Raw genomic sequence first — 12,927 nt, forward strand, 5'->3', positions numbered from 1 at the left:
GCTGACCTCCAAATTTATATGCCCTCTTTCATCTCATTTATTTCCTCTAAGAGAACTTTTATAATATCTTCTTCCGAAACTTTTTTAATGATTTTTCCCTTTTTAAACAATAACGCACTGTTTTTTCCTCCAGCAATTCCTATATCAGCTTCTTTTGCTTCTCCCGGACCGTTTACAGCACATCCCATTATTGCAACTGTAATTGGAATATTTATATTTTTTAATTCATTTTCTACAATATTCGCTATTTTAGATAAATCAATTTGACATCTACCACATGTAGGACACGAAATTAAATTAATTCCATATTTTCGTAAGCCTAAACATTGAAGTATTTCCTTTGCTACCTTTATTTCTTCTATAGGGTCGCCTGTCAGAGAAACCCTCAAAGTATCGCCTATTCCATTTAAAAGCATACAACCTATACCTATTGAAGATTTTATTGTACCACGCCAGACTGTTCCTGCTTCCGTTATTCCTATATGAAAAGGATAATCTACCTTCTTTGCAAGTAAATTATATGCTTCATATGTAAGTCTTATATCTGAAGCTTTAAGAGAAATGATTATATCATTAAAATCCAAACTTTCTAAAATATCTATATGCACAAGTGCACTTTCAACAAGAGCAGATGGAGTAATTTTACCATTATACTTCTTTAAAATCTTTTTATCTAGAGAACCTGCATTTACACCTATTCTAATTGGAATATTATATTCCTTAGCTTTTGAAACTACTTTTTTTATTCTATTAATATCTCCTATGTTTCCCGGATTAATTCTAAGTTTATCTACTCCATTTTCAATCGACTTGATAGCTAAACGATAATCAAAATGTATATCGGCAACTACCGGTATCTTAACATTTCTCTTTATTTCATATATGGCATCAGCAGCTTCCATATCGGGAACTGCTAATCTAATTATTTCGCATCCAGCTTCTTCTAATTTTTTTATCTGCTCAACAGTTTTTTTCACATCTCTAGTATCAGTATTTGTCATAGATTGTATAGTTATAGGAGCATCTCCTCCTATAAAAATATTTCCACATTTAATTTTTTTTGTATTTCTTCTTGTAGTTTTCATATCATATCACCATCTTTAAAATAAATTAAATCGAGTAATATCTTTATATATGACAAAAACCATCAAACCTAATAATATTATAAAACCTATAAAATGAACAAATCCTTCTTTTTCAGGGTCTATAGGTTTTCCAAGTATTAACTCAATGATTATAAATACCAATCGTCCTCCGTCTAAAGCAGGAAACGGTAGTAAATTCAATATAGCAAGGTTGATAGATATAAGCGCCGCTAGCGACATTAATGAAAAAATACTAATTCTAGCTGCTTCTCCAACAAAATGTACCATTCCAATAGGTCCAACTATTTCTTTTGAAGAAGCTTTTCCTTTAACTAAATTTAAAAGAAAATTCCCTATTCCCTTTGTAATCAAAACTACTCTTTCTACAGAAAACTTAAAAGATGCAAAAATTGATTTTGAAAAAACGGGACTTATCCCTATTAACTTTTTATTTGTTTTTTTGTCAAATATTGGTTTAACATCTAATGACATCTTCTTTCCATCTCTAATTAAAGTAATTTTTAATACATCTGTACTACTCTGACTGACATTTTTTACTATATCATCCCAACTATTGATTTTATTATCATTGATTTTTATGATTTTATCTCCGGGTTGTATACCTGCTTTATAAGCTGGATAATTCTCAGTAACTTCATTAATTACATTTATAGGAACTCCTATACTAAATCCTATAATCATAAAGAGCAGTATTGCTAGAATTATATTCATTATTGGACCTGCAGCAATAACTGAAATCCTCTGAAGAGGAGATTTTTTACTAAAACTTCGAATATCTTCTGAAGCTCCATCTTCCCCTTCCATTTTCACATAACCGCCAATAGGAAGAATTCTTATTGAATATTCTGTTTCTTTTCCTTTATATGATAATAATTTAGGTCCCATTCCAAGTGCAAATTCATGTACTTTTATGTCATTTAATTTAGCAAAAATGAAATGTCCAAATTCATGGAAAAAAACTAAAAGCCCAAAGACTAATATAAAACTAAACAAAGTAAGCATATTACCAATCCCACCTTAAAAACTATTATTTATATATTCCCTAGTTTCTTTATCTACAAGAAGTATATCTTCTATACTTGGATTTTTAATAGGATTATGACGTTTCATTGCCTTTTCTATTTTATCTGGTATATCATAAAATCCTATTTTACCGTTTAAAAACAAATAAACTAATTCTTCATTTGAAGCATTTAATACAGTAGGCATACTTCCCCCTATTTTTAATGCTTCATATGCCAACTTTAAACACGGAAAAGTATTAGTATCCGGCTTTTCAAAAGTAAGGCTAGCAATCTGATTAAAATCTAATTTGCTCATATTAGATTTTATTCTTAAAGGATAAGTTAATGCATATTGTATTGGTAATTTCATATCAGGAATACCAAGCTGAGCTAATATTGAACCGTCTATAAATTCAACCATTGAATGTATAATACTCTGCGGATGAATAATTACATCTATTTGGTCTATTTCTAAGTTAAATAACCATTTGGCTTCAATTACTTCCAATCCTTTATTCATTAGTGTAGCTGAATCTATAGTAATTTTTTTACCCATGTTCCAATTTGGATGCTTTAGAGCATCTTTTGAAGTAACACTTAATAAATCATTTCTTTTTAAACCTCTAAAAGGTCCGCCTGAAGCAGTTAAAATTATTTTTTCGACATTTAATATATCATTTCCATTTAGACACTGAAATATAGCACTGTGTTCACTATCAACTGGAATAATTGAGACTCCATTTTTACTTGCTTCATTCATAATTATTTCTCCAGCAGTAACTAAAGTTTCTTTGTTAGCTAAAGCAATCGTCTTTTTAGCTTTTATTGCGTTAAAAGTAGGTAAAAGTCCTATATTGCCAACTACAGATGTTACAACTACATCTACTTCATCAATTGTTGCAATCGCATTTAAACCTTCTAATCCAGCTAAAATTTCAACTCCATCATTTTTTACTATCTCTTTTAACTTTTGTGCATTTTTCTTATCATATACAGCTACATATTTAGGTTTAAATTCTTCTATTTGTTTTCGAAGAAGCTCTATATTAGTATTTCCACTTATAGCAATAACCTTAAACAAATCTGGATTATTCCTTACAATATCAAGTGTTTGAGTACCTATAGAACCAGTTGAACCTAGAATTGAAATTCTTTTCATTTTCCCATCCTTTCGAGTACTAATTTCAAACTCTGCATTTTAATTTGTAAAAAAGATTAGATAGTAATATATTATAGGAGCAGTTAAAATTATACTGTCAAATCTATCTAAAACACCTCCATGTCCCGGTATAATGTTTCCAAAGTCTTTTATTCCAACATATCTTTTTATCTTTGATGCTATTAAATCTCCTATTTGAGAAAAAATACTTCCTATCAAACCAATTACTACTGAATGTAAAATAAATTTAGGCATGAATATGTATGAAAAAACCAAAGATACAATTATACTGCCTATTATACCGCCAATACTTCCTTCTACAGTCTTTTTAGGACTTACTTGCGGAATCAGTTTTTTTCTACCAAAAAAATATCCCGTAAAGTAAGCAAAAGTATCTGTCGCCCAAGCAGTAATAAATGGAAACCAAATAAAATTTTTAACATTCATGTCTGATATATATATTATATGTAGTAAAAATACTGAAACATATAAAAAGCCTAACAATGTTATAGATACATCTAATGGAGAATATTTTTTACTGAATAAAAAAATAATTAAAAGTATAAAAGTAATTAAGAATATAATACATAAAAAATATTTTTGTCTGTAAAAATAATAATCAGCAAAAAGCTGTGCAGTGAAAAAATACCCAATAAAAGTAATAGGATAAATATTTTTTTGAAAAAAGCTCTTATAAAATTCACTTAGCCCCATTAATGCTATAAATAAAACAGCAAAAATTAAAGTAATTCCTCCAGATAAAATTATATATATAAGAAGCGGCAGTCCAATTATTCCAGATAAAATTCTCTTAGTCATCTTCTCACCATCCTATTTAATACCGCCAAACCTTCGTTTTCTACTTTGATAATCTATAATTGCTTCAATAAAATGTTTTGAACTAAAGTCAGGCCAATATACATCGGTAAACCAAAATTCACTATAAGCTGCCTGCCACAGTAAAAAATTACTTAATCTTATTTCACCGCTTGTTCTAATAATCAAATCTGGATCAGGAATATTTTTAGTATATAAATAATTTGAAAATACTGCTTCATCTATTTTATCAAAATCTATTTTATTATTTACCACATCTTTGCATATGTTCTTTACAGCTCTTAGTATTTCATGTCTTCCTCCATAATTCAAGGCTATATTTACTACTAATCCTGTATTATTAGATGTAAGCGCAGTAGCTTTATTTATTTCACTGATAGCAGTTTCAGGCAGTTTAGATATATCTCCTAAAACATTTATAACTACATTGTTTTTATGAAGTTCTTTTGCTTCTCTTCTTAAGTATATCACTAATAGCTCCATTAATGCATTAATTTCTTCTCTAGGTCTTTTCCAATTTTCTGTTGAAAACGCGTAAAGTGTAAGATACTTTATTCCTAAATTTGATGAAGTTTTTATAATATCTCTTAAAGCTTCTACACCTGCTTTATGTCCTGCTACCCTAGGTAAGTTTTTACTTCTTGCCCACCTTCCGTTTCCGTCCATAATAATAGCTATATGTTTTGGTAAATTTGAAAAATCAATATTTGCTTTACTGCTAGATTTACTACTTCTAAATAATTTTTTGAACATTGATAATATACCTCCATATATTTTAAAACATTTAACCCTCCAAATAGGAGGGCTAAAAATAACTTACTGTTATTTCTATAGTATTATCAAAAACTTTCTGTCTTACAATTCTACATTCAGTATTTTCTACTGTATCTTTATTAGCTGGAGATATAGTTTCTTTTATAATTATTTTATAACTATCTTCATATTTTTTTATTTCATCTAATACATTATTTAATTTTCTACCTACATAATCAGGTATATTCATTAAATTCTATACCTCCATAATTTCTTTTTCCTTTTTTGATACTAATTCATCAATAATACTAATATATTTATCTGTCAATTTTTGTACTTCATCTTCTGCTCTTTTTAAATCATCTTCAGTTAGTTCATTATTTTTATGCATTTTCTTTAATTTATCATTTGCTTCTCTACGTTCATTTCTAATAGCTACTTTTGCTTCTTCTCCAGTTTTCTTAACTATTTTTAATAATTCTTTTCTTCTTTCTTCTGTTAACATAGGAATTGATAAGCGAATAACTTTTCCATCATTAGAAGGATTAATTCCCAAATCTGATTGTTCTATTGCTTTTTCTATACTAGATATAGAACTTGCATCGTATGGCTGAATAACTAATAATCTAGGTTCTGGAGCACTTATATTTGCAATTTGTTTAAGCGGCATTTTAGAACCATAGTATTCCACTTCTATTCTGTCTAATAATGCAGGATTAGCTCTACCTGCTCTTATACTCACTAATTCTTCCTTTAAAACTTTAATAGATTTCTGCATTTTTTCTTCTAAATTGTTATGTACTTCTAATCGCATAATCTATCCTCCTTCACATATGTTCCAATATTTTCTCCTAAAATAACTTTCTTAATATTTTCAGGTTCTCTTAAACTAAATACAATAATAGGTATTTTATTATCCATACAAAGTGAAGTTGCAGTTGAATCCATTACTTTTAAACCCCTATTTAATACTTCGATATAAGTAAGCTTTTCAAATTTCTTAGCATTTGGATTTTCCATTGGATCGCTATCGTAAACTCCATCTACTTTTTTAGCTAATAAAATTACTTCAGCTTCTATTTCAGCCGCTCTTAGTGAAGCTGTCGTATCAGTAGAAAAGTATGGATTACCTGTTCCAGCAGCAAATATTACTACACGTCCTTTTTCTAAATGTCTAATTGCTTTACGTCTTATGTATGGCTCAGCTATCTGTCTCATTTCTATAGCAGTTTGAACTCTAGTTAGAACATTTATATTTTCTAAAGCGTCCTGTAAGGCCAAGGAATTAATGACAGTAGCTAACATTCCCATGTAGTCCGCTGTAGTCCTATCCATGCCTTTACTACTTCTTCCTCGCCAAAAATTACCTCCACCAACGACAACTGCAACTTGAACACCAAGTTCTGTAATTTCTTTAATTTGCTTAGCTATTAATTCTATAGTGGTTTGATCAATACCAAAACCTTTTTCTCCAGCTAAGGCTTCACCACTTAGCTTTAAAATAATTCTTTTGTATTTTGGCCTCACAGCATTAGTCCCTCCACTTCTTATATTCTACAACAATAAATAAAAACCTTCTTGAAAATTTTAAAAAAGAGAACACTTTTGTGTTCTCTCATTTTTAATTTTAAATTATTTATTAGCAATTTGCTTAGCAACTTCTTCTGCAAAATTTTCTTGTTTCTTTTCTATACCTTCTCCTACTTCAAATCTAGCAAATCTTCTTATTGAAATATTTTCTCCTATCTTAGCTATTTTTTCATGTAAAAGGTCTTGAACAGTAATATCTGGATTTTTAATGAAAGGTTGCTCTAATAAACATACTTCCTTAAAGTATTTTTCTATTCTTCCCTGTACCATTTTATCAACTATTTTTTCAGGTTTTCCTTCATTTAATGCTTGGTTTCTCAATATTTCTTTTTCTTTTTCTATTACATCTTGAGGAACTTGCTCTCTACTTACATATTGCGGATTAGTTGCAGCTATTTGCATAGCAATATCCTTTGCAAAAACTTTAAATTCATCGTTTTTCGCAACAAAATCTGTTTCAGTATTGATTTCAACAATTACACCTATTCTTCCACCATGTATGTATGCCTCAACAATACCTTCAGCAGCAATTCTACCAGCTTTTTTAGCAGCTTTAGCCAATCCTTTTTCTCTTAATATTTCAACAGCTTTTTCCATATCTCCATTAGCTTCAGTTAATGCTTTTTTACAATCCAACATTCCTGCACCAGTTTTTTCCCTCAATTCTTTTACCATAGCAGCAGTAATTGCCATTATAACGCCTCCTCATTAGTATATATGATAAAAGGTAAGAGTAGTAAGGGAGATAATTCCTATCCCTTATTACCCTTACCATTAAAATTTATATATGATATTATATTATTCTTCTTGTCTATCTTCTTCCATTTGCTCTCCTTGTCTTCCTTCAATAACCGCATCAGCAATTTTTGATGTAATTAATTTTACAGCTCTTATTGCATCATCATTACCTGGAATTACATAATCAACTTCATCAGGATCGCAGTTAGTATCTACTATAGCAATTATAGGAATACCTAATATATGAGCTTCCTTAATAGCAATTTTTTCTTTACGTGGATCTACAACAAATAGAGCATCTGGTAATCCATTCATTTCTTTAATACCACTTAAGAATTTTTCTAATTTTTCTTTTTCATGTCTTAATTTGATAACTTCTTTCTTAGGAAGAACATCAAAAGTTCCATCTTCTTCCATGTTTTCAAGCTCAACAAGTCTTTCAATTCTCTTTTTAATAGTCTTGTAGTTAGTTAGCATTCCACCTAACCATCTTTGATTAACATAATACATTCCACATCTTTTTGCTTCTTTTTCAATAGATTCTTGAGCTTGCTTCTTTGTACCTACAAAAAGGATTTTCTTACCTTCTGCAGATAAGTTTTTAACAAATTCATAGGCAGTATTCATCATTTTTACAGTTTTTTGTAAATCGATAATATAAATTCCATTTCTTTCTGTAAAAATGTATTCTGCCATTTTAGGATTCCATCTTCTTGTCTGATGACCAAAATGAACCCCAGCTTCAAGTAATTGTTTCATTGAAATAACTGACATTAACTCCACCTCCATGGTTTTTTCCTCCGCTTTGAGCATCTTCTCAAAAGAACCATAAAAATGGTCACCCATTTAAGAATTTCAAAGCGTGTGTATTTATTACCTTAAGTAGTATATCATAGAAGAATATATTTTGGCAACAATTATTTATTTAGAGCTCACTTTTTTTGATTAATTTTTGCTCTGTATCCTTTTTATTATAACCAAAACAAAAAAAAATAACCAAATATTTCATAATCAATTGGTTATTTTTTATTTATACTCAAAATAAATTGAACTTCATCAAAACCCATATTTAATATTTTAGCTATTTGTGATGTGGTATATCCTTTTTGTTTTAAATTAAGAACTTTTTTTCTCTTTTCATCTTTACTATCGGTATCATTAATTTTTATAATGTCTTCTTTTATCTCTTGTTTATAATTATCATCTTCCATAGTATTATCTTTTGTAATATTTTTATAAGCTAATTTAGATAATTCAACTGAATTTTCAATTTTATTTATATTATTATCTAATAATTTTTTGTTTTCATTTAACTTAGTATTTAATTTTTCAATGTTTTTTTCCAAATAAGTATATTTTTTTTCTATTTCATCAACAGTCTCTTTAAAAGAAATATTTAACTCATTTATTATATTTTCAATTGAATTAATAGTTTCTAAAAAATCTATGCTTTCTAAGCTGTCAACATTTGACGTATCTGTTAAGTACTTTTCATCATGTACCAAATTATTCCCTGAATAATTTTCAAAAATTTCTTTTTTAATTAATAATAATGATAAAAATATTATTATGATGCCTATTGAAAAAAATATATAATTAAGCATACTGCACCTCTTTATACTTTGATGTCTATATTTTGTCCTAATTTACTATTTTTTTCATCTTTACAAGACTGTTTTTTATTTCTTTTTTTATTTTCTTTAAGAAAATTATTATTTTCTTCTTTTTTTCTTGTAATCAAATGATTTTCTTTTTTTTCAATATTATTTACTTTTTTAAGTTTTTCCATATTTGCCTGTTTGTTTTCATTATAGTTTGACTGCACTATATTTTCAGCTTTATGCAGCATAGACTGATTTTTGTTTGAAACATTTTGAGACTTGGGTAAAAGAACCTGCATATCAATTGGTCTAATAGGCATAAACTCAACCCCTTAAAAGACTAAATAAACTTAATAATGAAAAAAACGAATCTCCCCATTTTCTTTCATAAAAGTAACATTTTCTAAAACATCTCTTACATTATGATAAGAATTGTTAATTTTTAATTTTACTCCTGGATATACTATTTTTGCCTGAACTTTAGAATCTTTTAACTCTCTAATAGTTAAATTTAAATAATCAAGTTTGTCTTGTAAATTATTCATTTCATCTATATATTTATCCCTTGTAGATAGAGTTTTTTGTAATTCTTCTTTAGAATGTTCTGATAATTCATTTTGCACTTCTAAGATTTCAATTATTTTGTTCAGCTTTTTTATATTTTCTTCAATCGATTTTATCCTATCTTTTATAGATTTGTATTCATTTAATAATTCTTCGTCTATTCCAACTTCAACTTTCGTAATAGTTCCTATATTGCTACCTATTACTTTAGCATTAACTCCTTTTCTTGCCTTTATAAAACCTCCGACAACAATTCCCTTTTTTTTGTTTACATGCATTTTACCGTTACATAAAATATTGCTGTGCATTACATAATCACATGTAACATCACCTTTTGCTTCAATTTTAGAATTTTCAACAAAACAGCTCTTTACATCTTTTTCAGCATAAACTTTTGAAGAGTTATGAATTCCCTTATGAATGATAACACTTTCCATTGAAATTATTTCAGCACCTTCTACAATTCCATATATTTCTATATCATCATTGCTTTTAATGGTATACCCTTGCTGAACATTACCTTTTACTATGACTTTCCCAGAAAAAGATATATTACCCGTTGATACACCAACATCTTTATTAATCTCTAATACTTCAATAACATTGATTTTTTCATCAATAATTTTAACTATACCATCAATGTCAGCAATTAACAAAGTACCATCATTTGAAATAGAAACATTTTTTCCTGCTTTAAATTTAATATCTTTTCCATGTTTTGCTTTTATCGTTCTGCCAGTTACAGTAATTCCATTTTCTCCTCGAGTTGGATTAATTTTTCGAGCCAAAATATCACCTTTAGAAACTTGTTTGACAAAATGTAAATTTTTGTAATTCACTTTTCCATTTGGCAGCATCTGTGGTTTAAGCGAATCAGTAGTATCTATATTAAAAATAATCCTACCGTCTTTACCATTCTTATGCCTTTTACCTTGTGCAATGGCAATTTTATCTGCTATATCTGGACTGCGTACTATAGACTCAATTAAATTATGATCAATTCCGTACACAACCTTTTTTTCTTCCAAAGCTTTATATATATCTTCTTTAGTAATATTTGCTTCTTCGTTTTCTTTTTTTACAGTTATATAAGCTTTGTAATAATCATCAGATATATCTACAATTATTTGACATAAATTGCTATCGCACTTTTTTTCCTCTTCATCTAAATTAAATTTTAGATTAACATCACTCAATATTTATCACCTTCTTTCTCATTAAAATAAATTAGATATGGCATTCCTAAGTTTTATAATACATTTTGTATGAAGCTGAGACACTCTTGATTCTGATATGTTCAAAATATTTGAAATCTCTTTATATGTCAATTCAGAGAAGTAATAGAGTTTAATTATCATCTTTTCCCTTTCAGGCAGTTTCTCTATAACTTCTCTTAAAATTCTTTTAGTTTCTTCTTTCATAAAATTTGATTCTGGATTGGATTCAATATCATCTGAAGGTATATCATAATTATTATTTTCAGATAGTTTTTCATCCAAAGAAATGACAGAAAATATTGAAACTTCAGAATATAGCTCGTTTAACTCCTCTAAACTTATACCCATCTCTTTAGCTATAACTTCATCTTCAATATCTAATCCAATTTTATTTTGAAGTTTTTGAATAGTATCTTCTAATCGTTTAAATTTCTGTCTTATACTTCTAGGAACCCAATCTAAATTCCTAAGTTGATCGATAATTGCACCTCTAATTCTAAAATTAGCATAAGTTTCAAATTTAACATTTTTATCTGGATCAAATTTTTCAATGGCATCAATTAAACCTAATATACCATAACTAACTAAATCTTCATATTCAACATTTGAATTGTAAGAAATATATAATCTTCCTGCAATAATTTTAACCAATTCAATATATTCAAGAATTAATTTTTGTTTTATTGCTTTTGATTTTTTCTCTTTGTAAAGTTTCCACAACTCATTATTAGACATATAGTATTTTACCCCTTTAATTAAGCAGTATATTTTACACTGATTATAGTTCTTTTATGCCATGACCAATTGTCTTAACTAATAAAATTCCATTTTCCGAGTAAAATTCAATCGTTCTTCCATAATTGCCACCAGTATCTTCTGCGACAATAGGAATATTTAAATTACTTAAAATTTCCTTTACTGCAATAACATTCTTCTCTCCTATTTTCATCATATCGTTTTTATTCATAAAAGCAAACATTTGAGCTCCACCAGCAATTTTACTAACAAGGCGATATTTTCTTGCCCCTTTTTTTATCATTTCTTCAATTAGCCAATCTATTGCAGTATCAGCAAATTTAGCTTTATTGCTATTATTTTTAATTTTTTTACTGTCTGGCAACATTATATGAGCCATGCCAGCTACTTTAGTTGTAGGATCATAAAGACATATACCTACACATGAACCTAATCCTAACGTCGTTAAAATACCGGGAGCAGTAGTAGTATTTAAATCAGCCATTCCTACTTTTATTACTTTATTTTCCTTCATAATCCGAAACTCCTAAACTCTTTAGTAAAATATCATAAGAATCATAATCAGGTACTAGGAAAAAAAATCCTTTAACATTATCACTACCTTCAATAAATTCTGTTTCAATAATCAATATTTTATCGCTAATCTGTCCAAATTGAATGGCAGGAACACTTAATATAGCCCCAGCCATATCAATAGCTATAGAAGGAATAGAAATTTTTATATTTAACCCTGTCAGTGAAGATAAAGAAGATATATAAGAACCCGAAAGAATATTTCCTATTTCTTGCAAAACTGATTTTGTAAAATCATCAATTTCATTATCTTTATTATTTTGATACCCACTCGTTAATAATTTAACCAACGTCTGGCTAGAATTTATATCTAAAACAAACATTATACTACCGTCTAAATCACCTTCTATTTTAAAATATACTCCTGTGACTAATGTTTCTGGTCCTCCTATTAAAGCTGGTACATCAGATATATCTAATACATTAACTTTTGGAACATTCATGTCTATTCTCTTATTCAACATTTTAGCCAAAGCAGTAGCAGCATTACCTGCTCCAATATTACCTATTTCTTTTAAAATATCTATTACAATATTATTATCAAAGTAACCACCCATAAAGACACTCCTCGTCATTATTCATTAACATCTTCATTAATACCTAATATTTTACATAAATCTATTATCATAATTATTTGTTCGTCATTTTTAGCAATATGTTTTACAAAACTTTCTTCGCTATTATTTTTTAATACAGGAGCTTCATCTATATTTTCATTACTTATCTGAATTACCTCTGATGAAGAATCAACTATCATTCCAACTGTAATATCTTCTATTTTTACAATTATTATTCTGCTGTTTTCAGTGTATTCCTTTTCTTCTAATTTAAATCTTTTTCTTAAATCAATTACAGGTACTACGTTACCCCTTAAATTTATGACACCTTTTATATAATCTTGTGTATATGGTACACGAGTTATCGACATTATTTTTTCTATAGTTTCAACATTTTGTATATCAATTCCATAATATTCGTTATCTAATTTAAATAGAACATATTCCAAATTACTGGACAATGTAATCCTCT

General features: G+C 28.2%; 17 protein-coding genes. All 17 read right to left on the reverse strand.

The window, feature by feature from the left end; all coding sequences use genetic code 11:
- Nucleotides 1-14 precede the first annotated feature (14 nt).
- The 17 genes from ispG to BUA90_RS00665 all read right to left on the reverse strand — a co-directional run bounded on the left by ispG (nucleotide 15) and on the right by BUA90_RS00665 (nucleotide 12,916).
- Entirely contained in the window at nucleotides 15-1,085 is a 1,071-nt protein-coding gene (gene ispG / locus BUA90_RS00585) for a flavodoxin-dependent (E)-4-hydroxy-3-methylbut-2-enyl-diphosphate synthase (RefSeq protein ID WP_072965440.1), read from the reverse strand.
- Between the two features lie 15 nt (nucleotides 1,086-1,100).
- Nucleotides 1,101-2,108: an RIP metalloprotease RseP gene (rseP, locus tag BUA90_RS00590; protein ID WP_072965441.1), complete on the reverse strand. Its 1,008-nt coding sequence runs from the start codon at nucleotides 2,106-2,108 to the stop codon at nucleotides 1,101-1,103.
- Nucleotides 2,109-2,123: 15 nt separating this feature from the next.
- Nucleotides 2,124-3,269, reverse strand: coding sequence for a 1-deoxy-D-xylulose-5-phosphate reductoisomerase (locus BUA90_RS00595; RefSeq protein ID WP_072965442.1), 1,146 nt, complete (start codon nucleotides 3,267-3,269; stop codon nucleotides 2,124-2,126).
- A 39-nt stretch (nucleotides 3,270-3,308) separates the two neighbouring features.
- Nucleotides 3,309-4,088 (reverse strand): phosphatidate cytidylyltransferase, encoded by a 780-nt coding sequence (locus BUA90_RS00600; RefSeq protein WP_072965443.1) that lies wholly within the window; start codon nucleotides 4,086-4,088, stop codon nucleotides 3,309-3,311.
- 12 nt (nucleotides 4,089-4,100) lie between these two features.
- Complete coding sequence (locus BUA90_RS00605) at nucleotides 4,101-4,859, reverse strand: undecaprenyl pyrophosphate synthase (RefSeq protein ID WP_094756650.1); 759 nt, start codon at nucleotides 4,857-4,859, stop codon at nucleotides 4,101-4,103.
- Nucleotides 4,860-4,911: 52 nt separating this feature from the next.
- Entirely contained in the window at nucleotides 4,912-5,109 is a 198-nt protein-coding gene (locus tag BUA90_RS00610) for a hypothetical protein (protein ID WP_072965445.1), read from the reverse strand.
- A 6-nt stretch (nucleotides 5,110-5,115) separates the two neighbouring features.
- Nucleotides 5,116-5,673: a ribosome recycling factor gene (gene frr, locus BUA90_RS00615; protein WP_072965446.1), complete on the reverse strand. Its 558-nt coding sequence runs from the start codon at nucleotides 5,671-5,673 to the stop codon at nucleotides 5,116-5,118.
- Nucleotides 5,664-6,386 carry a UMP kinase gene (pyrH, locus tag BUA90_RS00620; RefSeq protein WP_072965447.1) on the reverse strand — a complete coding sequence of 241 codons (723 nt, stop codon included), beginning with the start codon at nucleotides 6,384-6,386 and terminating at the stop codon, nucleotides 5,664-5,666. The genes frr and pyrH overlap by 10 nt, the downstream gene beginning before the upstream one ends.
- 105 nt (nucleotides 6,387-6,491) lie before the next feature.
- The gene (gene tsf, locus BUA90_RS00625; RefSeq protein WP_072965448.1) at nucleotides 6,492-7,142 is read right to left on the reverse strand and encodes a translation elongation factor Ts; all 651 of its coding nucleotides are present in this window, start codon (nucleotides 7,140-7,142) and stop codon (nucleotides 6,492-6,494) included.
- A gap of 105 nt (nucleotides 7,143-7,247) precedes the next feature.
- On the reverse strand, nucleotides 7,248-7,961 hold the full coding sequence (gene rpsB, locus BUA90_RS00630) for a 30S ribosomal protein S2 (protein WP_072965449.1): 714 nt from the start codon (nucleotides 7,959-7,961) through the stop codon (nucleotides 7,248-7,250).
- A gap of 245 nt (nucleotides 7,962-8,206) precedes the next feature.
- The gene (locus tag BUA90_RS00635; RefSeq protein ID WP_072965450.1) at nucleotides 8,207-8,791 is read right to left on the reverse strand and encodes a DUF6115 domain-containing protein; all 585 of its coding nucleotides are present in this window, start codon (nucleotides 8,789-8,791) and stop codon (nucleotides 8,207-8,209) included.
- A gap of 11 nt (nucleotides 8,792-8,802) precedes the next feature.
- Nucleotides 8,803-9,108 (reverse strand): hypothetical protein, encoded by a 306-nt coding sequence (locus tag BUA90_RS00640; protein ID WP_072965451.1) that lies wholly within the window; start codon nucleotides 9,106-9,108, stop codon nucleotides 8,803-8,805.
- Between the two features lie 30 nt (nucleotides 9,109-9,138).
- Nucleotides 9,139-10,548: a flagellar assembly protein A gene (locus BUA90_RS00645; protein WP_072965452.1), complete on the reverse strand. Its 1,410-nt coding sequence runs from the start codon at nucleotides 10,546-10,548 to the stop codon at nucleotides 9,139-9,141.
- 21 nt (nucleotides 10,549-10,569) lie between these two features.
- Complete coding sequence (locus BUA90_RS00650; protein WP_072965453.1) at nucleotides 10,570-11,304, reverse strand: FliA/WhiG family RNA polymerase sigma factor; 735 nt, start codon at nucleotides 11,302-11,304, stop codon at nucleotides 10,570-10,572.
- A gap of 43 nt (nucleotides 11,305-11,347) precedes the next feature.
- On the reverse strand, nucleotides 11,348-11,839 hold the full coding sequence (locus tag BUA90_RS00655) for a chemotaxis protein CheD (protein ID WP_072965454.1): 492 nt from the start codon (nucleotides 11,837-11,839) through the stop codon (nucleotides 11,348-11,350).
- Complete coding sequence (locus BUA90_RS00660; protein ID WP_072965455.1) at nucleotides 11,826-12,455, reverse strand: chemotaxis protein CheC; 630 nt, start codon at nucleotides 12,453-12,455, stop codon at nucleotides 11,826-11,828. Before BUA90_RS00660 ends, BUA90_RS00655 begins: the two co-directional genes overlap by 14 nt.
- Before the next feature lie 17 nt (nucleotides 12,456-12,472).
- Nucleotides 12,473-12,916: a chemotaxis protein CheW gene (locus BUA90_RS00665; RefSeq protein ID WP_072965456.1), complete on the reverse strand. Its 444-nt coding sequence runs from the start codon at nucleotides 12,914-12,916 to the stop codon at nucleotides 12,473-12,475.
- Nucleotides 12,917-12,927: the final 11 nt, after the last annotated feature.

It is taken from the genome of Caminicella sporogenes DSM 14501 (assembly GCF_900142285.1).
GTDB lineage: Bacteria > Bacillota > Clostridia > Peptostreptococcales > Caminicellaceae > Caminicella > Caminicella sporogenes.

Coding starts and splice junctions, on each gene's coding strand:
- ispG (WP_072965440.1), bottom strand. CDS start 1,085: ATGAAAACTACAAGAAGAAATACAAAAAAAATTAAATGTGGAAATATT.
- rseP (WP_072965441.1), bottom strand. CDS start 2,108: ATGCTTACTTTGTTTAGTTTTATATTAGTCTTTGGGCTTTTAGTTTTT.
- BUA90_RS00660 (WP_072965455.1), bottom strand. CDS start 12,455: ATGGGTGGTTACTTTGATAATAATATTGTAATAGATATTTTAAAAGAA.
- BUA90_RS00595 (WP_072965442.1), bottom strand. CDS start 3,269: ATGAAAAGAATTTCAATTCTAGGTTCAACTGGTTCTATAGGTACTCAA.
- frr (WP_072965446.1), bottom strand. CDS start 5,673: ATGCGATTAGAAGTACATAACAATTTAGAAGAAAAAATGCAGAAATCT.
- BUA90_RS00605 (WP_094756650.1), bottom strand. CDS start 4,859: ATGTTCAAAAAATTATTTAGAAGTAGTAAATCTAGCAGTAAAGCAAAT.
- tsf (WP_072965448.1), bottom strand. CDS start 7,142: ATGGCAATTACTGCTGCTATGGTAAAAGAATTGAGGGAAAAAACTGGT.
- BUA90_RS00635 (WP_072965450.1), bottom strand. CDS start 8,791: ATGCTTAATTATATATTTTTTTCAATAGGCATCATAATAATATTTTTA.
- BUA90_RS00655 (WP_072965454.1), bottom strand. CDS start 11,839: ATGAAGGAAAATAAAGTAATAAAAGTAGGAATGGCTGATTTAAATACT.
- BUA90_RS00640 (WP_072965451.1), bottom strand. CDS start 9,108: ATGCCTATTAGACCAATTGATATGCAGGTTCTTTTACCCAAGTCTCAA.
- BUA90_RS00610 (WP_072965445.1), bottom strand. CDS start 5,109: ATGAATATACCTGATTATGTAGGTAGAAAATTAAATAATGTATTAGAT.
- rpsB (WP_072965449.1), bottom strand. CDS start 7,961: ATGTCAGTTATTTCAATGAAACAATTACTTGAAGCTGGGGTTCATTTT.
- BUA90_RS00650 (WP_072965453.1), bottom strand. CDS start 11,304: ATGTCTAATAATGAGTTGTGGAAACTTTACAAAGAGAAAAAATCAAAA.
- BUA90_RS00600 (WP_072965443.1), bottom strand. CDS start 4,088: ATGACTAAGAGAATTTTATCTGGAATAATTGGACTGCCGCTTCTTATA.